Origin of the sequence: Burkholderia singularis (assembly GCF_900176645.1) — a bacterium.
GTDB lineage: Bacteria > Pseudomonadota > Gammaproteobacteria > Burkholderiales > Burkholderiaceae > Burkholderia > Burkholderia singularis.
In genome coordinates, this window is sequence record NZ_FXAN01000075.1 from 20,561 (window position 1) to 40,068 (window position 19,508).

Genomic DNA, 19,508 nt, shown 5'->3' on the forward strand with positions numbered 1-19,508 from the left:
CTTCTTCATCACGCCGCTTGCCGCCCACACGCCACCGCCATGAGCAACTCGAACGCCATCGCCGCCATCACCGCCACGCTGCAGTCGATCCTGCAGCAAAGCACGACTGCGCAGCCCGGCTTGAACGATACGACGGTGACGATCCTGCCGCTCGACAAGGCGCGCGGCAGCAACACCAACAATCAGCTCAACCTGTTTCTCTACATGGTCGTGCGCAACGCGACATGGACCAACGCGGACATGCCGCGGCAAGTCAAGCCCGGCGAGGTATCGATCCCGCCGCTGCCGCTCAATCTGTATTACCTGATCACCGCATTCGGCGCGAACGACGATGCCACGCAGCCGAACGGCCACGCGCTGCTCGGCTGCGCGATGAGCGTGCTGCACGATCATCCGGTGCTGAGCGCGGCCGAAATCGCGGCGGCGAGCGCCGCGTTGCCGCCGAGCGATCTCGACAAGCAGATCGAGCGGGTGCGCATCACGTTCCATCCGCTGACGATCGACGAGCTGTCGAAGCTGTGGACGGGCTTCGCGATGCAATACCGGCTGTCGGTCGCCTATGAAGTCGGCGTCGCGCTGATCGAAAGCACGCGCGCGGCCCGCGCGGGCCTGCCGGTGCTTGCGCGCGGCGCGCAGGATTCGGGCATCGCGTCGCAAGCCGATCTGACGCCGCCGCTGCCCACGCTCACCGCGCTCGCGCCGCCCAACCGGCAGAGCGCCGCGCCGCTCGGCGCGACGCTCACGTTAAGCGGCGTGCACTTGGACGGCACGAACGTCGGCGTGCGCTTCGCTCATCCGCTGTGGAGCGCGCCGGTCGACGTGCCGCCCGACGCCGGCGGCACGTCGACGCAGCTGAGCGTGACGATTCCGTTGCAGCCCGCGCTGTGGCCGGCGGGTTTCTATATGGTCAGCGTGTTGGTGCAGCGGCCCGGCGAAACGTTCCGGCGCGAGACCAACCAATTGACGCTTGCGCTCGCGCCTTCGCTCGCGATCGCGCCCGCGAGCGCCGCGCCGGGCGACATCGTCTATACCGTCACCGTGTCGCCGCAAGTGTGGCCGGGCCAGCGGGCGTCGCTGATGCTGGGGGCGAACGAAATCGTCGCGAACGCGCATCCGCTGCAAACCGGCACGCTCACCTTCGATGCGGCAGGCATGACGACGGGCGATTACTGGGTGCGGCTGCGCGTCGATGGCGTCGATAGCCTGCTCGTCGATCGCAGCCAAACGCCGCCGGTGTTCGATCCCTCGCAAAAGGTGAGCGTGACATGACCGAAAGCGAATGGCTCGATGCGAATGCGCGGTATCTGAGCGATGCGCTCGCGAATCTGCGCGAGCGTCTGCAGCGGTGCGCGCCGCCGCAGGCGGGCGCGAGCGCCGTTGCGCCGTCCGGCGCGGGCGAGCGGCGGCCTCTGCTCGGTTTCTGGCATCGGCGCGCAGGGGCAGGCGGCGCTTCACCCAATGCGCTGCCGATCTCGCCGCCGGCGAGCGCGCCCCCAGCATCGCCCCGGCCGCCGGACGATGGGTCGGGTACGCCAAATGCGCACGATGCGGCCGATGCAACGGATGCGTTGGACGCACAAACCCCTCGGCTGCCGAGCGCGCTCGAATTGATCGCGCAGCGCTTCGGGCTCGGCGCGTTCGAGCGCGACGTGCTGCTGCTGTGCGCGGCCATGGAACTCGACACGTCGATCGCGGGCCTGTGCGCGACAGCGCAGGGCGATCGCGCGCTCGCCTATCCCACTTTCGCGCTCGCGCTGCATCTGTTCGACCACGGCGGATGGGACGCGCTGTCGCCCGATCGTGCGCTGCGGTATTGGCGGCTCGTCGAGATCGGCGCCGGCAATGGCACGCTGCTGTCGAGCCCGTTGCGCGCCGACGAGCGGATCGTCAATTTCATCAAGGGCGTCACGTGCGTCGACGACCGGCTCGCGCCGCTTGTCGTGCCGCTCATTGTGCCGCTTACAGTGCCGCTTGCCACACCGCCTGCGCCGGCCGCCGCCGGGGCTGCGCCCGGCCAAGACGCGGCGCGCGATGCGGACCTCGACGCGCTGCCGGCGTCGCAGCGCGCGGCGGTCGAGACGATCGTGGCGGCCGCGAGCGCCCGCGAAAACGATAGCGACAGCACCGTGCCCACCGTCTGGCTGCTCGGCGCCGATCCGGCAGGCAAGCGCGCCGTTGCCGCCACGGCCGCGCGCGCGCTCGGGCTCCAAGCGTACCGGCTCGACAGCGCGATGCTGCCCGCCGCGCCGGGCGAACTCGACGCGTTCGCCCGGCTGTGGCGGCGCGAAAGCGTGCTGCTGCCCGTCATGCTGTATATCGACGCCGAGCAAGCCGACGGCTTGCAGACGATCATCGATCCGTTGCTGAGCCGCATCGGCGGCGGCGTGTTCGTCGCGACCCGGCACCTGTGGCCGAACGTCGCGCAAACGCCGCTTGCAATCGAGATCGACCGGCCGAGCGCGAGCGAGCAGAAAGCCTATTGGCGCGCGGCATCGCCCGAGATCGGCGCGGCGCTCGCGGATACGCTGGCCGAGCAGTTCGATCTGAACCCGTCCGCGATCGGCGCGCTCGCGCAGCGCGAGACGGGGGCGTGCGCCCCCGCCGAGCCGCCGCTCGACCAGCGCCTGTGGGATGCGGCCCGCGCGCTCACGCGCCCGGGCCTCGATTTGCTTGCGCGGCGCATCGTGTCGAACGCGCTCTGGGACGATCTCGTGCTGCCCGCGGCGCAACACGAGCTGCTGCATCAGATTGCCGATCAGGTGCGCCATCGCGGCACCGTCTACCGCGATTGGGGATTCGCCGCGCGCATGAGCCGGGGCCTAGGCATCAGCGTGCTGTTCGCGGGCGCCACGGGCACCGGCAAGACGATGGCGGCCGAGGTGCTCGCGAATCATCTGCGCCTCGATCTGTTCCGCATCGATCTGTCGGCGGTCGTCAGTAAATACATCGGCGAGACCGAGGCCAATCTGAGGCGGCTGTTCGATGCGGCCGAGGGCGGCGGCGCGATCCTGTTCTTCGACGAAGCCGATGCGCTGTTCGGCAAACGCACCGAAGTGAAGGACAGCCACGACCGCTACGCCAACATCGAAATCAATTATCTGTTGCAGCGCATGGAGTCGTATCGCGGGCTCGCGGTGCTCGCGACCAACATGAAGGCCGCGCTCGACCAGGCGTTTCTGCGCCGGCTGCGCTTCATCGTCGATTTTCCGTTTCCGGGCGCAGCCGAGCGCGAGCAGATGTGGCGGCGTGCATTTCCGAGCGACACGCCGCTCGCCGGCCTCGATTACGCGCGGCTCGCGCGGCTCAATCTGACGGGCGGCCATATCGCGGTGATCGCGGTGAATGCGGCCTTCCAGGCCGCGCGCGCCGGCACCGCCGTCACGATGCCGATCGTGTTCAATGCGGCGCGCGTCGAGTTTCGCAAACTCGACCGGCCCGTCAACGAGACCGATTTCCGCTGGTCGGAGGCCGCCGTATGAAGATCGTCGTGCGTATCGAGCGCCTGGTGCTGGACGGGATCGCGAACGAACCGGGGCATCGCGCGCGCCTGTGCGCGGCGCTGGAGCGGGAATTGGCGCGGCTGGTCGGCGCGCCCGGCGCGTTCGATGCGTCAGAGGCGCACGGCTGGCGCGCCGGTGCGACGCCGACGCTGCGCGCACCGGGCATTCGCCCCGTGCGCGGCGAGACGCCGGAGACCACCGGGCGGCGCATCGCCGGCGCGCTCCATGCCGGTATCCGGGGGCGGCGATGAGCGCACGCACGCACGCCGCCGCGCCGGGGTTCGCCCGCAACGCCGCCGTCGGCGCGGCGGCACGCGCGGGCCCGGGCGCGCGCGATGGCGGGCCCGGGCAGGTGGCGCGGCGCGTGCATCCGCTGAACGACGCCGTCGAACGCGCGCTGCGCGACGCCGGCCGCCCGCTCGATCCGGCGGTGCGGCGTTTTCTCGAACGCCGGATCGGCGCGCAACCGGCCGCGCCAGCGGCATCGGCCGTGCTCGATTCGGCGGGCGCCAGGCCGACGGGCGCCGCACACGCCAGCCTGAGCGGCCGGCGGCCGCTCGCGTTCGCCATCGCGCGCGCGAGCGATCCGCTCGAATACGCGGCCGATCGCGCGGCCGATCGCGTTCTGCAAGCGCCGGACGGGTTCGCGTCCCGCGACAGCGCGTTCGCGGCCGATTTCAGCCGCGTGCGCGTACATGCGGACACAGCCGCACACGGCGCGGCGCGCGCATTGCGCGCACGCGCGTTCGCATTCGGCGATGCCATCGTGTTTGCCGCGGGCGCTTACCGGCCGCACACGCGCGACGGCCTGTGGCTGCTCGCGCACGAGCTTGCGCATGTCGCGCAGCGGGTGGCCGGGCGTCTGTCGCGCAAGGCTGACGCCGCGCCGGATCTGCCGCCGACGGCCGAAGACGCGGAACTCGACGGCAAGCACCTGCCGTTGCCGACCGACGATCTGCCATCCGGCGACGCCACGGGCGCGCGCGCATCGGCCCCGCCGGGCGCGGCCAGCGTCCCGGCCGCGCAGCCGCCCGGCGCATCGCGCGCGCAAGCGCCTTCCGGCGCCCCGGCAAAACCGGCCGCGCTCCAACCGGCGCCGCAGCCGGCGACGGCCGCTGCCGGGCCAGCCGCCGGGCCGAAAACGCCAGGCGAATTGCCCACCGGCGAGCTTGCGTTGATCGACGACGAACTGGCCGAGCACGAGCGCTGGGGCGCGGCGGCGCAGATGGTCGGCGCGGCAGGCTCGAAGGAGCGCGCCGCGTTCATCGCGGATCAGGCCGGCGAGGGCGCGGCCAAAGCGTTCAAGGAGGGCGTGGTCGAGGGCGCCAAGACGGCAGTGAAGCTGAAGGTTGCCGAAAAAGTCATCGAAAAGGTGGCGGTGACGATCGCGGTGCGGCTCGGCGCGCAGGCGGCGAAATTCACGCCGCTGCCCGGTATCGGCGCGGTGATCGGCGGCGTCATGGCGGGCTACGATCTCGCCAAGCGCGACTGGTCGGCAACCGGCCGCGCCATCGAGAATTTCGGCAAGGGCGCGGACGTCTATGAGCAGTTAGCCAACTCGATCGAGGCAATCAGCAACGTGATCGAAGTCGCCACGCAAGTAGCGAACGTGATCGCGGGCATTCTGGGCGCGGTCACGGTCGGCATGTGGGTCGCGGCGGTTGCCACGGCGGGTGCGGTGTCGCCGATGGCGGCGACGCTCACGGCGATTTCGCTTGCGATCGGCGCGGGCACGATGGTGCTCGACGGCATCAACGCGATCGTCCTCAAGGAGCTGATCACCGTATTTCGCGCGCTGCACGCGTTCGCGAGCGACGCGGACCCGCGCGACGTCGTCAAGCAGGGCGAGGCGATTCAGGGTGCGGCAGGCGGCGCGGCCGGTTTCGTCGGCGGGATGGTGGGCGCGAAGGCGGCCGAAAAAGGCATGCATCTGGCCACGCCGAAGCCCCCCCCGAAGTTGCCGGCGCATCCGAATCCGCCAGCCGGCGGCGGCGAGGGGCCGCTCGTGAAGGCGCAGCCGCCGACTGCGGGCGGCGAGCCGAAAACGGCCGGCAAACCGGCGGCGGGCGGCGAGACCGTGCCGGCGGGCGGTGCCGCGCCGCGCGGCGAGCCGTTGCCTGCCGGCGGGGGAAGCGGCACAGGAAAAATGCCGACGGCCGGTGAGCCTGCCAGCGCGACGCCGCCGGCGGCCGATCTGCCCGGAATCAAGCCGGCGGGCGAGCCCGCCGTGAAACCAGCCGTCGAAAAACCGCTTGTCGAAAGCCCCGCCGTCGACAAACCGGGCAGTCGGCCATCGGATCGGCCCGGCGAACTGAAACCGCCAACTGGCCCTGCCATGCCGGGCACGCCCGGCGGCAAGCCGGCCGAGTTGGAAATCCACGCCGCGCCGAAGCCTGAACCCAAGTCTGTCCCGGAGGCCGCGACGCCTTCGAATGCCAATGCGGAACAGGCAGCCGCCTCGCCGGCCGAGCCCGCGAAAGCGGCGAGCGGCGCGCCTACACCCCCCAAAGCCGCCCCTAAAGCGCCTAAAACCCCGAAGGCGCCCAAGACGCCAAAGGAAGCTTCGGCCCCCAAAAAGGCCAACGCGCCGGACCCTGCAAGCAAGGACGCGCAAACGCCTCAAACGGCCCCAGCCAAGCAATCCGCACCCGCCAAAAAAGCCAAGCAAGCCGTGACGGCAGATGGATCGACCGTATCCGAGCCGCCCGCGCCGGCCGCGCAGCCAGCGGCGAAAAAACCGGCGGCGTCGAAAGGAAGCGCCGAGTCGGCGGGCAAGCCGGCGAAATCGCCCGCCAACGAGCCGCAAGCGCAACCGCAGGCACCGGGCAAGCCCGCGCCGCCGTCTGAACCCGCGAGCGCGGCACCGGACAAGCCGCCCGCGGCAGCCGACGCCCAGAAGGCCTCATCGGCCCCGAAGGACGGCGCGGCAAAACCCGTCAACGATCCGCACGACGTGGCGGAATTCGAAGTGCGCCAGGCCGCGTTCGAGGCGGGCAAGCAATTGGAAACCGGCAGAAGGAAGGCGAAAAGCGGCGGCAAGGAGTTGCCGCCGCCCACTGGCGAAGTGCTCGACAAGCTGGTCGAGAACACCAAGGAGGCGCGGGAACTGAGGCTCAAATACAGCACGCAACAAGGCAATCTGGCGGGCAAGATCCTGCTCAAGAACGTGAGACGGCGCTCGAAGCTGGCGGGCAAGGGCGCGAGCGAAGGGCACTTCGGCGACGCAAGCCGCCGCCTCGTGCCGGAGGCGGGCTTCCACAACGGCAAGATCATTTCGGTCGGCGTCGAACCGGGGGGGCAACCCAAGGGCGCACGCACGTCCGATCTGAACATCGCCAAGAAGCCGATCTCGCCGAGGAAATGGAAAAAACTGAAAGGCAAGAGCGGCGCCGCGGTGTTCGACGAAGCGCTCGATATGAAACTGGGCGGTGGCAAGGTGGCGAAAAAACAGGAATTCAAGACGCAATCCGGCGGGCTGGCCGTCTCCGAAATCACGCCTTTCTCAAAGCTCAAACGGAGCAAACGCGGTACGAAAAACGCGAAGGCCTCGGCGGGCCCGGCCGCGCCCGCGGCGGCCCCGCCCGCAGCGAAGACGCCGAAGAGCGGTAAGGCCAGCGCGGCCAAGACCGTCAAAACGGCCAAGGCGACCAAGGCGGCCAAGGCGAAGACGAAAGCGAAGGGCGCGTCCGCGGCGGCCCCGAGCGAGCCGCAGGCGCTGCCCGCGGCGGCCCAGCCGGTGGCCGATCAGCCGCTTGGCGCGGCGGCGAAGGAGACGCCGGTTGCCGCGTCCGATGCGCCGCTTGCCGCGAAACCCGGACAGCCTGAGCTGGCGGGGCAGCCTGTCGCGGCCGGCCAGGAAGGTGCGGCTGCCGCGAAACAAGGCGCCGCCGCGCCGGATGCGCCGTCGGCTGCGCCCGGCGTCGAAGCCGAGCCGGTCGCCGCCGCGCCGTCGGCCCAGCCGGCACCTGCCGATGCGCCCGCCATGCCGGTTGCCACAGAAACGCCGGCGGCGGAATCCACGACGCACGAGCCGCCCGGCACGTCAGCGGCCGAGTCGATGCCGGCCGGGGCCTCGGATGCGCTGCCGTCCAATGTGGACGCGCCGTCCGAGCAGCCGCCCGCTCTTTCCGCGCAAGCCTCCGCCGAGCCTGCCGGCGCCTCCGATGCCTTCGACGCCCATGCCACGCCGCAAGCGCTGCCGCCGGAGGCGGCGGTGCCTGCCGATGCATTTGCCGCGCCACCGGAATCGGAATCGACATCGACATCGGCATCCGCATCGGCCGAGCCGCCCCGCGATACGCCCGCCAGCGCGGCACCCGCGCCGATTGCGCCGAGCCCGGCACGCGCGGCGCCCGCCAGTGCCGCCGAGCCCGCCACGGACGCCACACCAGCCGTGACGGCAGACAAACCGGCCGGCGAACCGGCGAACCTGCCGCCGTTGGCGCCGAAGTCGCGGCCTGTCGCGTCTGCGCCGCCCGCGCCTGCCGCGGCGTCGGGGTCCGTGGCCTCTCATCCGGCTGCCGGCGGTGAGCCGAATATCGCGCATCCGCCGGCGGCGGGCGCGCCATCTGCGCAGGCGTCGCCATCGGCCGCCGCGGGCGAAGCGCCGAAGGCTACGCCAATGGCCGCAGCGGCAAAAGCGCTCGAAATCACGCCGCCGTCTGCGCTGGCGCCGGCGCTCATGCCGGGCGCCGCGCCCGCAGCCGGAACCCGGACCAGTCAGGAAGCCGGCAACGACAGCTGCGCGCGCGGCAAGGGAACCGGCGGCATGCCGAGCGCGTCGCCGTCCAACGAAACCGGCGGCACATCGGGCGCGTCGCCGTCGAAAGACGAAACCGGCTCGGCGGCCGCATCGCGTCAACCCGCGCCGTCCACGTCGCCCGCGCCGTCCAAGCCGCCCGCCGCGCCGCTGCCTGCGCCCGAACCCGCCGCGGACGAAAGCGCGTCCGCCGAGCCCGTCGTCGAGCGCGTGAACCCGGCTTACCAGCCGCCGCCCGCGACGCCGGACGATCTCGTCAACCTGCGCAACCAGATCATCGACACGCTCGCGGCCCGCGCGCAGACCGAACAGTTCGCGCAGATGATGGGCAAGCAAAAGGCGCATCACGAGGAGAACGAAAAACCGCTCGCCGACATGAAGCAGGGCACGGGCGACGCGATCAGCGCGACGCAAGCGCATCAGAAAGCGCTCGCCGAGCGCGACGAAGCAAACGAGCGCAAGAAGGCCGAAGAGAACAAGGCGCGCGGCAAGATCGACGACTACGCGTCCCGCGCCGGAAAGCTGACCTCGCTGACCGTTCCGCTGCGGGGTCTCGCGCGTTTCACGGGGCTTGCGCGCGCGTTGCCGGACGAGCCGGGCCCGGTGCTGAGCGTGAAGAACGGCGTGCTGAAGATGAACAGCGACGCGACGAAGTTTCTCGGCCAGCTCGACCAGATGGACCAGACGATGAGCGACCAGAAGGCGCAGCAGGCCGAGCGCGACAAAGGCATCCAGGCCGATGCGGCAACCATCAGGCAAACCGGCGATCAAGCCGATCAATCGTCGAAGCAATTGCAGGACGCGAAGGATACAACGGAGGATTTCGACAAAAACAACCAGGCGCGCAAGGAAGATGCGTCGAACCAGCAAAAGGGCGCGCAGCAAACGTCGAATAGCTTGTCCGCGCAAGCGAAGCAGAAGGAACAGCAGGCGGTGAGCCTCGCGGCGGCCATGCAATTCTGGGCGCGCGGCCATGCGAAGGCGCGCTCGGATGCGCTTGAGGCGACGCGCAAGCGCCTTGCCGACATGGGCTATCGGATCACGGAGGTACGCGAGCGATGAACCCGTGCGAGCCTGCCGATGCGTTGCTCGACGCCGCGCTTGCGCGGCTGCGCCAGGGCGATTTCGATGGCGCGGCCCGCGCGCTGGAGGACGCTGCCGGCCAGCAGGCCGCGCAGCCGGTCGAACGCGCGCGCTGCCTGCAGTTGGCCGCCGCGCTGCGCGGCGCGCTCGGGCACGCCGAAGCCGCTAGTCTGCTGGCGGGCCAAGCGGCCGCCGCGCTGCCGGACGATGCGCCGAGCGCCGTCGCCGCGCGGGTGCGGCAGGCCGAAGCCAGCGAGGCAGCGGGCCGCTGGCACGACGCGGCGCAATGCTACGGGGCCGCGCTCGATCAAGCGCGCGCCGCGCACCTGGGCGCAGACGCATCGATTGCGCTGCTGCGTGCGCGCGCCGCGTGCCGGATCGCCGAGCGCGCGTTCGGCGCCGCCGCGGCCGATTTCGATGCCGCGTGCGCGCTCGCCGCGCCGCGCATCGCCGCGTTCCTGCGCACCGAGCATGCGCGGCTGCTATCGAACGCGGGCGCCTATGACGCGGCGCGCGCGGCGCTGCCGCCGCCCGTGCCGGGCGATGCGCAGCTGTGCGCGGAAATCGGCGTCGAACATGCGCGCCTCGAGCGCGCGGCCGGGCACTGGGAAGCGGCGCGCATCGCGGCACGCGAGGCGCGCGCGAACGCGCTCGACGCGATCGCGCCGGTGCCTTATTTCGCGGCGAGCGTCGAGTCGGCCGAACTGTTCGACGCGTTCGGCCAGCGCGCCGACGCTTACGGGTCGCTCGCGAGCGCATGGGTGACACTCGCGGATCTGCTCGGCGAGTCGGTCGCGAAAAGCTGGGTCGAGCCTTGTCTGCTCGCGTTGCGGCTGCGCTGGGGCGACGCGGGCTTCTTCGACGCGAAACGCACGCACGACGACCGGCGGCGCGCCCAACGCAACGAGGCGAAGCGATGAGCGCGCGCTACCGGGTCGGCGCGCCGAAAACCGCGCCGCGGGCTCATCCGGCGCGGCTGGCACCGCCGCGCATCCCGCGCGCGGCGGGCCGTGCGCTCGACGCCGCGACGCGCGCGTACATGGAGCCGCGCTTCGGTCAGGATTTCAGCCGCGTGCGCGTGCATACCGACGCGCGTTCGGTGCGCGCATGCGGCGCCCACGCGCTGACGGCAGGCGATCACATCGCGTTCTCGCCCGGCCGCTACGCGCCCGACACGCCGGCCGGGCGCGGTCTCGTCGCGCACGAGCTGGCGCACGTGGTCCAGCAACGCCGCGGCCGCGGCGATGCGCATCGGCCAAGCATACCCGGCGATCGCGACGAAACCGGCGCCCAGCGCGCGGTGCACGATCTCGCGGCCGGCCGCGCGCCGTCGCTCGACGCCGCCCGCGCCGGCATCCATTACCAGCAGGCGGGCGACGCGCCGCCGCCCGCGCTGCCATTGGCGGCTCCGCAGCCGTTCGGTCCGTTCGCGCCGAAACAATCGGCATCGGAGCGGCTGCTCGACGGTTTTCTGAAGCAGATGTGGCTTGCGCAGTCGGGCGGACAGCAGCCGTTGCGGCTGACGCCGAACGTCGTCGACGGCTTGCGTCTGATTCTCGGCACGCAAACGCTGCCCGTCAGCGCATCGCAGACGTTCGCGACGGCCGATGCGCTCTACGCGCAGGTGCGCGCGTGGCTGATGCCGGGCGCCGCACCCGCAGCGACGCTGCCGAACGTGCTCGATCGGCTGGTCGCCGCCGAAAAACCGCTGTCGTCGGCCGGCGCCCGCGGCGCGCCGGCGGGCAAACCGGCCGCGCCGCCATTCGCGTCGCCGCCACCGGCGTTCGCGCCGCAGCCCGCATCGATTCCGGACCCGCGCAAGCCACCCGCGCCGGGCAATCGCTACGACGAGGCCGCGACCAAGGCGCTCGAAGCCGCGTTCGAGACATTCCGCCGCACGCAAATCGGCCGCGAGCTGGAAAAAGCGGTCAAGGAATACGTGTTCAGTCAGGAGGGCGTGCCGCTTGTCGTCTGGGTGACGGCGGCGGGGGCGATGTTCATCGCCGCGAACGATCCGAAGCTGCCCGCGATGCCGGACCTCGATCTCGGCCGCGGCATCACGCTGAAGTTCGATCTGGCCGCGAAGGCCTCCGAGCTGCCGCCGCTGCTGCGCGAGCTGGTGCATGGCCGCGCGAGGCCGTCCGCGCCCAATGCCCATGCCGACGCGCCCGGCGCGCCCAATCCGCCCGAGCGCCATATCGGCGCAAGCGTGACGTTCACGTCCGAGGCGCTCGGCGAGTTCCTCCATGCCGCCGGCCGGTTTTTCTCGGAAACGGCCACATGGATTGGCAGCGGCGTCGTGCATGCGGGCATGGTGATCGGGCGCGGCGCATCGGCGGCCGGCAAATGGCTCGGCCGTGTCCTGACGCCGGCTCTATTCGGCGCGGCGGGGGCGGCGGCCGGCGCCGCGCTCGGCGCGCTCGCGCTGGGCGGGCGCGGCGCGCTGATCGGCGCGGCGGCGGGGCTCGCGGCAGGCATCGGCGCGGGCCTGCTCAAGCAGCATCTCGAACGCGCGCAGCATCGTCAGCAGGGGCAGACATGAGTTCGTTTCCCGGTTCCCCGCGCGTACTGAAGGGCGGCATCGTGCTGCTCGACCCGGACAGCTTCACGGTGCTCGCCAACGGCATCGTCGTGATGCAGTACAACCCGGATACGTTGACGCGCACGCTGAAAATCAAGGGTGCCGAGGAGGGCGGCGACCGCTCGGAGGCGTTGCGCGTCACCGGCCCGCCGGTGGAGATCTTCAAGCTGGAAGCGGAGATCGACGCGGCCGACCAGCTCGAGCATCCGGACCAGAATCCGAACACGGTGCGCTACGGCATCGCGCCGCAGCTCGCCGCGCTCGAAATGCTCGCGTACCCGTCGAGCGCGGCGTTGCAACACAACTACGCGCTGTCGCAACAGGGCGTGCTCGAAATCATGCCGGTGCTCGCCCCGATGAGCCTGTTCGTCTGGAGCGCGGCGCGCATCGTGCCGGTGCGGCTGACCGAATTCAGCATTACCGAGGAGGCGTTCGATCCGCAGCTCAATCCGCTGCGCGCGAAAGTGAGTCTCGGGCTGCGCGTGCTGAGCATCGACGATCTGTTCTTCGCCGATCGCGGCGGCGGCCTGTACATGGCCTACCAGCGGCAAAAGGAAGCCCTCGCGCAGCTTTACCGCTACGGCACGTTCAACGATCTCGGCATCAGGGGGCTGCCATGAACGCAACCGACCCGCTGCTCGACCCGGTGCAGGCGATGCTGGCGCAAACCGCGCTCAACACGTCGCTGTTCGCGCCGACCAGCCGCTACTATGGGCTCGAACTCGCGACGATCGAGCACAACGGCCTTTGCGTCGCATACGTGAAGCGCCGCTTCGCGCCGCGGCCGGAACAGCTTCAGGTGATCCAGCAGTACACCGTCAAGCAGGGCGACCGGCTCGACAACGTGAGCGCGCAGTGCCTCGGCGATCCGGCGCTCTTCTGGCGCATTGCCGACGCGAACCGCGCGATGCAGCCGTGGACGCTGACGCATACGCCCGGCCGCGTGCTGCGCATCGCCCTGCCGCCGGGCGTGACGGGAGCCGCGCTATGAACCGCGGCTTCTACCTGAGCCTGATGATGGGCGGCTTTCGCGCGAGCCCGGTGCCGCAGGCCGTGATCGACGCGCTCGTATCGGTGCAGGTCAGCACGACGGTGGGCAACCAGGGCGGCTTTCAGCTCAAGTTCACGTGGAGCAAGGCCGGCCCGCTCGCGCAATTGCATGCGAACGGATTTTTCGATCCGCGCCAACGCGTGATCATCGCGGTGACGGTCAACGGCGCGACCGAGGTGCTGATGGACGGCGTCGTCACCAAGCAGGATCTGACGCCGAGCAACGCGGCAGGCAAGGCCACGCTGACCATCACCGGGCTCGACCTGAGCGCGCTGATGGATTTGATCGATCTGACCGGCATCCCGTATCCGGCCATGCCGATGTTCGTGATCGTCGAGCTGATTCTCGCGAAATACGCGGTGCTCGGCGTGGTGCCGCTCGCGCTGCCGCCGCTGCTCGCGCTGATCCAGAACCCGATCGAGCGCTTCATGAAGCAGGACGGCACCGATTACCGCTACGTGACCAAGCTCGCGAGCGACGTCGGCGCGGTGTTCTATCTCGACCCCGGCCCGACGCCGGGCGCGAGCCTCGCGTACTGGGGCCCGGATCTGACCAAGCTCGTCGGCGGCACGCAGAGCGCGTTGAGCATCGATTTCGACGGGACCACCACGATCGACTCGCTGAACTTCTCCTACGACGGCACGCTCGCGACCAATTACATGGTGACGATCATCGAGCAGAACTCGCAGATCCCGATTCCGATCCCAATCCCGAGCATCGATCTGCTCAAGGCGTCGCAGGCCGCTCACGCGCCGACGCCGCTGAAGTTCACGCAGCTCAAGCCGGTCGCGAACCAGGACCCGATCGGCGCCGCGCTCGCCGCGCTCGGCAAGCTGTTCGAGAGCACGGACGTCGCGAGCGCGAGCGGCCAGCTCGACGTGCTGCGCTACGGCCGCGTGTTCAAGGCGCGCCAGCTCTGCGCGGTGCGCGGCGGCGGCCAGTATTACGACGGGCTCTATTACGTGAAGAGCGTCACGCACGAGATCAAACGCGGCGAGTACAAGCAGAATTTCACGCTCGCGCGCGGCGGCACCGGATCGTCAGTCAGCAGGGTGAGCGTATGAGCGCAGGCAAGGCAAACCGGTATTACGGCATCTATCGCGGCACGGTCGTCAACAATGTCGATCCGATGCAGATGGGCCGCATCATGGCGATCGTGCCGGACGTCGGCGGGCTCACGCCGTCGACTTGGGCGATGCCGTGCGCGCCGATCGCGGGCAAGCAGATGGGCGCGTTCATGGTGCCGCAGATCGGCGCGGGCGTCTGGCTGCAATTCGAGGGCGGAGACCCCGACTACCCGGTGTGGGTGGGAGGCTGGTGGGGCAACGCGGCCGAGGTGCCCGCGCTCGCGCTCGCCGGCGTGCCGGGCGATCCGAACATCGTGCTGCAAAGCACGCTGCAAAACGCGGTGGTCGTGAGCGATCTGCCGGGGCCCACCGGCGGCATCATGCTGAAAAGCACCACGGGTGCGACCATCATCGTCAACGATACCGGCATCTACATCCAGAACGGCAAGGGCGCGAGCATCGTGCTCGTCGGGCCGTCGGTGACGATCAACGCCGGCGCATTGATGGTGACGTGATGCCCGGCTTCGTGCTCCATGTCGGCGCGACCGTCACCTGCAGCCACGGCGGGCAGGCGCAGCCGACCATGCCGAATCCGCGCGTGACGGTGATGGGCATGCCGAGCGTGACGGTCGCCACGCCTTATGTGGTGGCGGGCTGCGCGTTCCCGCCGCCGCCGTCCGGCAATGGTCCGTGTGCGAGCGCGCAGTTCGTCACGAGCGCGGTACGGGTCACCTCGAACGGGCAGCCGCTGCTGCTGCTCGACAGCCAAGCGGTCTGCGCGCCGAGCGGCACGCCGCTCATCGTCGCGGTGACGCAGACCCGCGTGACGGCCACATGAAGGCCACATCAGGCGGCGCGAGCACGGCGCGGCCATCGGAGAAGCGCGATGAACGTCGACTTTCCGTTTCGCATCGATGCGCGGGGCCGCACCGCGTCGGCTGACGACGCCGATCACATTCGCGGCATGATCGAGCAACTGCTGTTCACGTCGGCCGGTGAGCGCGTGAATCGTCCTGATTTCGGCAGCGGGCTGTTGCAGATGGTGTTCGCGCCGAATAGCGCCGAACTCGCGGCGGCGCTGCAATTCACCGCGCAGGCGGCCGTTCAGCGCTATCTCGGCGATCTGATCGACCTGCAGCAACTGACGGTGAGCGCCGATGAAGCGACGCTTGCCGTCGTCGTCCATTACGTGATCCGCGCGACGCAGCAGCCGGTCGCGCAGACCTTCGCGAGGAGCGCGTGATGAACGGCACGGCAGCGGGATGCGAACTCGAACGCCGCCGCGACGACGTGCGGCACTCGGCGCTTTACGGCATCGATTACGTCGAAACGGGGGCGAGCCTGAGTTCGCTCGATGTGCATTTTCTCGGCAAGGCGCCGCCCAGCCTCGATGCGCAGCAACTGCGCATCGAAGGCGGCGCGCCGGTGACGATCACCGCGCTGCGGCTCGTGCACGAAAGCGATCCGGCGTTCGACGATTGGCTCGAAATCGACGTCGATCGGCCGGGCGATGCGTGCACATACACGCTGTCGATCGTGGATGCGGCCAGCGGCGCGCCGCTGGCGGGCTTCGATCCGCGCTTTGCGAGCGCGACGTTCAGCTTCGCCGCGTCGTGCCCGTCCGATCTCGATTGCTGCGCGCCGCCCGCGTGCGCGGCAGCCGCGCGCACCGCGCCCGATATCGACTATCTCGCGAAGGACTATGACAGCTTTCGCAGGCTGATCACCGACCGGCTCGCGCTGACGATGCCTGACTGGCAAGAGTCGCATGCGCCGGACCTTGGCGTGATGCTCGTCGAGCTGCTCGCGTATGCGGGCGACCAGCTCAGCTATTACCAGGATGCCGTCGCGACCGAGGCGTATCTGAACACCGCGCGGCTGCGCATTTCGTTGCGCCGTCATGCGCGGCTCGTCGATTACGCGATGCACGAAGGCTGCAATGCGCGCGCATGGGTGTGCCTCGCCGCATCGCGGGACGTATCGCTCGATCTGTCGGACATTGCGTTCTGCACCGCGTTTGCCGGCTCGCCCGACGCGTCGGTCACGCCGGCGCTGCGCGCGTCGCAACTGGCCGGCGCGCCGCCCGGCAGCGTCGAATGGTTCGAGCCGCTTTGGCCCGATCGCTCGCAAACCGTCGAGTTGCGCGCCGCGCACAGCGAAATCGCGTTCTACACATGGGGCGACGGTGCGTGCTGCCTGCCGGCCGGCGCGACGCGCGCCACGCTCGCCGACCGGTGGCTGCCCGCCGACGGCGCGCCGCGCCGCGCGTTGAACTTGCGGCCGGGCGACGTGCTGATCTTCGAGGAAGTGCTCGGCCCGCGCACCGGCGAGGCGGCCGATGCCGACCCGGCGCACCGGCAGGCCGTCAGGCTCACGCGCGTCACGCCGTCGGTCGATCCGCTGTACGATGCCGACGCGGGCGGGCGTCCCGTCGTCGAGATCGAATGGTGCACGCAGGATGCGCTGCGCTTTGCGTTATGCCTGTCGGCCGTGATGCCCGCGCCCGACTGTGGGTGCCGCGACGCCATCAGCGTCGCACGCGGCAACGTGCTGCTCGTCGATCATGGGATGAGCGTCGGGGAAACGCTCGGCGGGGTGCCGCCCGGCGCCGATTGCACGACATGCGCGACCGATTGCGCGCCGCCGCGGCGCATACGCACGCCGGCGCGTTTTGCGCCGCAGCTTGGCGGCGCGCCGCTCACGTTCGCCGAGCCGCTGTCGCGCACGTGCTGCGCCGCCGATCTGATCGCGCAGGCGCCGCGCCGCGCATTGCCGCAAATCGTGCTGATCGAGACGCCGGTCGATGCGCAGCCTGGCGCCAACCCGCAATACGACGGCCGAGGCATGGCCGCGCCGGGCGTCGACGGCGCGGGCGGCGCAACGTCCGGTCCGGCCGGCGCGGGCGGCGCGGACAGCGCGCGTCGCGACGTTCATGCGAGCGGTCCGAGCGCCAATGCGGGCCAGGCAACCGATCTGTCCGATCCGGCGGATTCGACCCATTCGTCCGGCACAACCGATACAACCGCCATCTCCATCCCCCCGCCGGCCCCGTCCATCGTCTGGACGCCCGCCGCCGATCTGATCGACAGCGGCCCGGACGATCGCCGGTTTGTCGTCGAGACCGATGACGACGGCATCGCGCATGTGCGCTTCGGCAACGGCGTCGAGGGACGCGCGCCGGACGCCGGCGCGTCGTTCGCCGCGCACTACCGGCTCGGCAACGGTCCGGCCGGCAACGTCGGCGCCGAATCGATCCGCTATCTGGTGTTCACGTCGGACCGGTTCGATGCCAACGGGCTCGCGCCGCGCAATCCGCTGCCCGCGACGGGCGGCACCGCGCCCGAGACGGCCGCCGAGGTGCGGATGTTCGCCCCGCACGCGTTTCGCGCGACGCTCGAACGCGCGATTACGGCCGACGATTACGCCGCGCTCGCCGTCGACAACGCCCGCCGCCGCGCCGAGCGCCCAGCCGCGCGATGCGCGGCGCCGTTCGAGCCGGTGCTCGGCGCACAGGCGAGCCTGTGCTGGAGCGGCAGCGGATACGAAGCGCGCGTGGCCGTCGATCCGCGCGATCGCGAGACGCTCGACGCCGCGCTCGCCGGCGAACTGCACGCGTATCTCGCGCGCTATCGGCGCATCGGCCACGACTTGCGTATTGCCGCGGCCGATTACGTGCCGCTCGATCTCGGCCTGGCGGTCTGCGTGACGCCGCAGTGCCAGCGCGCGCACGTGAAGGCGGCGCTCGCCGCCGTATTCGGCAGCGGCACGCTGCCCGGCGGACGCCCCGCGATGTTCGCGCCCGCCAACCGCGCGTTCGGGCAGCGCGTGTACGTGAGCCGCATCATCGCGGCCGCGCAGGCGCTCGACGGCGTGATCGACGTGCGCGTCACGCGCCTTTGCGCGTATGTGCCAGGCACGCCCGCGCCGGGCGCCGCGCCCGACCACGTGCCGGCGCACGGCGTGCTGGCGCTCGGCGCGGCGCAGATCGCGAGCCTCGACGACGATCCTCGCGCGCCGGGGCATGGCCGATTGACGCTGCTGATCCGAGGTGGACTATGACGACGACGCGAATGGCGGCCGAACCCGCCAGTTCATGCGGCTGCGCCAACACGGCAGGCGTGGCGGGCGGGCAGCTCCACCCGCCGGGCCGTTCGGCGCTGTGCTGCCGCGCAGGTAGCTATGCGACGTTCTACGACACCATGCTCGCAAGGCTGCCGCAACTGACGATCGACGTGCCGTCGCCCAATGGCAGCGGCACCGACACGTTGCGCCCGCTCGCGCGGCTCACGACACGCGAGCCGTCGGACCCAAGCATCGCGTTCATCGACGCGTGGGCGATCGTCGCCGACGTGCTGACGTTCTATCAGGCGCGCTACGCGAACGAAGGCTATTTGCCGAGCGCGCTCGAACGCCGCTCGGTGCTCGAGCTGGCGCGGCTGGTCGGCTACCGGCCGCGGCCCGGCGTCGCGGCGAGCGTGCGGCTCGCGTTTACCGTCGCCGCCGGCTTTTGTGGCGTGCTGCCAGCCGGCACGCGCGCGCAAAGCGTGCCGGCCGCCGGGCAGTTGCCGCAGTTCTACGAGACCTCGGCCGATCTCGACGCGCGCGACGTCTGGAACACGCTGGCGCCGCGCACGACCCGCCCGCAGGTGATCTCGCCCGCGAAAGCGCTCGCCGATTTCAAGAACGGGCCGCCGCTGCCGGAGACGAGCGGCATTCTCGTGACCGGCGCGGACGTGATCGACACCGTCTATCTCGACGGCGTGGCAACCCAGATCAACGCGGGCGACGCGCTTTTCTTCGTGTTCGCGCCCAACGTGCCGGCGAACCTGAACGCGCAGACGCCCGCGTTGCAGTATCTGCGGCTCGCCGCGTCGGTCGACGCGCAGCCGGCGTTCTCGCGCACCCAGGTCAGCCTCGGCCTGAACGTGCCGCCGCTGCGCACGGCGGTCCGCCAGTTGCTGCTGTATATCGACAAGGCACGCTTGCTGTTTCCCGCGAGCGCACTCGCCAGCGACGCAATCGGCATCGTCACGCCGGTCGCGCAGAATCTGCTCGCCGTGCAGGCGGCCGGCTCGGCGGGCGCCGTCGCGACCGCGCATCAAATCGTCGCGCCGGCCATGTCGCGGCTCGCGATCAAGCGCGATATCGCCGTGGCGCGCGGCTTCACCCGGCTCGCGGCGTGGTTCGAGATGCTGATCCGCAGCCTGCAATGGATCAGCCTCGGCGCGCGCGCGTTCGCGCCGCTGCCGCCGCCGCGCGGTTCGACATCGACCGGCGTGCCGCCGCCGGTCGATCATCTCGCCGCGCTGCCGACGAGCGCGCCGGCGACCGCGCTGCAAACGCTCGGCGACATCGCCGGCGCGCTCGCGACGCCGGCCTCGGTGCAGCCGGCGAACGCATTGCGGCTCGCGCGTTCCGTGCCGGCGAGCTTCGGCCCTCAGTCGGACGCGGCGCCGCGGCTGCTTGC

Annotated in this window: 13 protein-coding genes and 1 pseudogene; all 14 read left to right on the forward strand. The window is 70.7% G+C overall.

Going from position 1 to position 19,508, the window contains the following annotated elements:
- Positions 1–39 precede the first annotated feature (39 nt).
- The gene (locus BSIN_RS16920; protein WP_089341363.1) at positions 40–1,269 is read left to right on the forward strand and encodes a Pvc16 family protein; all 1,230 of its coding nucleotides are present in this window, start codon (positions 40–42) and stop codon (positions 1,267–1,269) included.
- Positions 1,266–3,479 (forward strand): ATP-binding protein, encoded by a 2,214-nt coding sequence (locus BSIN_RS16925; protein WP_089341364.1) that lies wholly within the window; start codon positions 1,266–1,268, stop codon positions 3,477–3,479. Before BSIN_RS16920 ends, BSIN_RS16925 begins: the two co-directional genes overlap by 4 nt.
- On the forward strand, positions 3,476–3,751 hold the full coding sequence (locus BSIN_RS16930) for a hypothetical protein (protein ID WP_089341365.1): 276 nt from the start codon (positions 3,476–3,478) through the stop codon (positions 3,749–3,751). Before BSIN_RS16925 ends, BSIN_RS16930 begins: the two co-directional genes overlap by 4 nt.
- Positions 3,748–9,321: an eCIS core domain-containing protein gene (locus tag BSIN_RS16935; RefSeq protein ID WP_089341366.1), complete on the forward strand. Its 5,574-nt coding sequence runs from the start codon at positions 3,748–3,750 to the stop codon at positions 9,319–9,321. Before BSIN_RS16930 ends, BSIN_RS16935 begins: the two co-directional genes overlap by 4 nt.
- Complete coding sequence (locus BSIN_RS16940; protein WP_089341367.1) at positions 9,318–10,262, forward strand: hypothetical protein; 945 nt, start codon at positions 9,318–9,320, stop codon at positions 10,260–10,262. The genes BSIN_RS16935 and BSIN_RS16940 overlap by 4 nt, the downstream gene beginning before the upstream one ends.
- Positions 10,259–11,884 carry an eCIS core domain-containing protein gene (locus tag BSIN_RS26545; RefSeq protein ID WP_256583839.1) on the forward strand — a complete coding sequence of 542 codons (1,626 nt, stop codon included), beginning with the start codon at positions 10,259–10,261 and terminating at the stop codon, positions 11,882–11,884. Before BSIN_RS16940 ends, BSIN_RS26545 begins: the two co-directional genes overlap by 4 nt.
- Positions 11,881–12,543: a hypothetical protein gene (locus BSIN_RS16955; protein WP_069234467.1), complete on the forward strand. Its 663-nt coding sequence runs from the start codon at positions 11,881–11,883 to the stop codon at positions 12,541–12,543. The genes BSIN_RS26545 and BSIN_RS16955 overlap by 4 nt, the downstream gene beginning before the upstream one ends.
- On the forward strand, positions 12,540–12,914 hold the full coding sequence (locus tag BSIN_RS16960) for a LysM peptidoglycan-binding domain-containing protein (RefSeq protein ID WP_231935818.1): 375 nt from the start codon (positions 12,540–12,542) through the stop codon (positions 12,912–12,914). Before BSIN_RS16955 ends, BSIN_RS16960 begins: the two co-directional genes overlap by 4 nt.
- Positions 12,911–14,038 carry a hypothetical protein gene (locus BSIN_RS16965; RefSeq protein ID WP_089341368.1) on the forward strand — a complete coding sequence of 376 codons (1,128 nt, stop codon included), beginning with the start codon at positions 12,911–12,913 and terminating at the stop codon, positions 14,036–14,038. The genes BSIN_RS16960 and BSIN_RS16965 overlap by 4 nt, the downstream gene beginning before the upstream one ends.
- A complete protein-coding gene (locus BSIN_RS16970) occupies positions 14,035–14,556 on the forward strand; it encodes a phage baseplate assembly protein V (RefSeq protein WP_089341369.1) in 522 nt (173 codons plus the stop codon). Before BSIN_RS16965 ends, BSIN_RS16970 begins: the two co-directional genes overlap by 4 nt.
- Complete coding sequence (locus BSIN_RS16975; RefSeq protein WP_069234464.1) at positions 14,556–14,879, forward strand: hypothetical protein; 324 nt, start codon at positions 14,556–14,558, stop codon at positions 14,877–14,879. Before BSIN_RS16970 ends, BSIN_RS16975 begins: the two co-directional genes overlap by 1 nt.
- A 48-nt stretch (positions 14,880–14,927) precedes the next feature.
- Positions 14,928–15,284 (forward strand): GPW/gp25 family protein, encoded by a 357-nt coding sequence (locus BSIN_RS16980; RefSeq protein ID WP_089341370.1) that lies wholly within the window; start codon positions 14,928–14,930, stop codon positions 15,282–15,284.
- A complete protein-coding gene (locus BSIN_RS16985) occupies positions 15,284–18,100 on the forward strand; it encodes a putative baseplate assembly protein (protein WP_089341371.1) in 2,817 nt (938 codons plus the stop codon). Before BSIN_RS16980 ends, BSIN_RS16985 begins: the two co-directional genes overlap by 1 nt.
- Positions 18,097–19,508 (forward strand): annotated as a pseudogene (locus BSIN_RS16990) (hypothetical protein); the annotation flags it as partial. The gene BSIN_RS16985 and the pseudogene BSIN_RS16990, both read left to right, overlap by 4 nt.

What these genes read in the sequence shown, in the direction of transcription:
- BSIN_RS16920 (WP_089341363.1), top strand. Translation starts at nt 40, where the DNA reads ATGAGCAACTCGAACGCCATCGCCGCCATCACCGCCACGCTGCAGTCG.
- BSIN_RS16925 (WP_089341364.1), top strand. Translation starts at nt 1,266, where the DNA reads ATGACCGAAAGCGAATGGCTCGATGCGAATGCGCGGTATCTGAGCGAT.
- BSIN_RS16930 (WP_089341365.1), top strand. Translation starts at nt 3,476, where the DNA reads ATGAAGATCGTCGTGCGTATCGAGCGCCTGGTGCTGGACGGGATCGCG.
- BSIN_RS16935 (WP_089341366.1), top strand. Translation starts at nt 3,748, where the DNA reads ATGAGCGCACGCACGCACGCCGCCGCGCCGGGGTTCGCCCGCAACGCC.
- BSIN_RS16940 (WP_089341367.1), top strand. Translation starts at nt 9,318, where the DNA reads ATGAACCCGTGCGAGCCTGCCGATGCGTTGCTCGACGCCGCGCTTGCG.
- BSIN_RS26545 (WP_256583839.1), top strand. Translation starts at nt 10,259, where the DNA reads ATGAGCGCGCGCTACCGGGTCGGCGCGCCGAAAACCGCGCCGCGGGCT.
- BSIN_RS16955 (WP_069234467.1), top strand. Translation starts at nt 11,881, where the DNA reads ATGAGTTCGTTTCCCGGTTCCCCGCGCGTACTGAAGGGCGGCATCGTG.
- BSIN_RS16960 (WP_231935818.1), top strand. Translation starts at nt 12,540, where the DNA reads ATGAACGCAACCGACCCGCTGCTCGACCCGGTGCAGGCGATGCTGGCG.
- BSIN_RS16965 (WP_089341368.1), top strand. Translation starts at nt 12,911, where the DNA reads ATGAACCGCGGCTTCTACCTGAGCCTGATGATGGGCGGCTTTCGCGCG.
- BSIN_RS16970 (WP_089341369.1), top strand. Translation starts at nt 14,035, where the DNA reads ATGAGCGCAGGCAAGGCAAACCGGTATTACGGCATCTATCGCGGCACG.
- BSIN_RS16975 (WP_069234464.1), top strand. Translation starts at nt 14,556, where the DNA reads ATGCCCGGCTTCGTGCTCCATGTCGGCGCGACCGTCACCTGCAGCCAC.
- BSIN_RS16980 (WP_089341370.1), top strand. Translation starts at nt 14,928, where the DNA reads ATGAACGTCGACTTTCCGTTTCGCATCGATGCGCGGGGCCGCACCGCG.
- BSIN_RS16985 (WP_089341371.1), top strand. Translation starts at nt 15,284, where the DNA reads ATGAACGGCACGGCAGCGGGATGCGAACTCGAACGCCGCCGCGACGAC.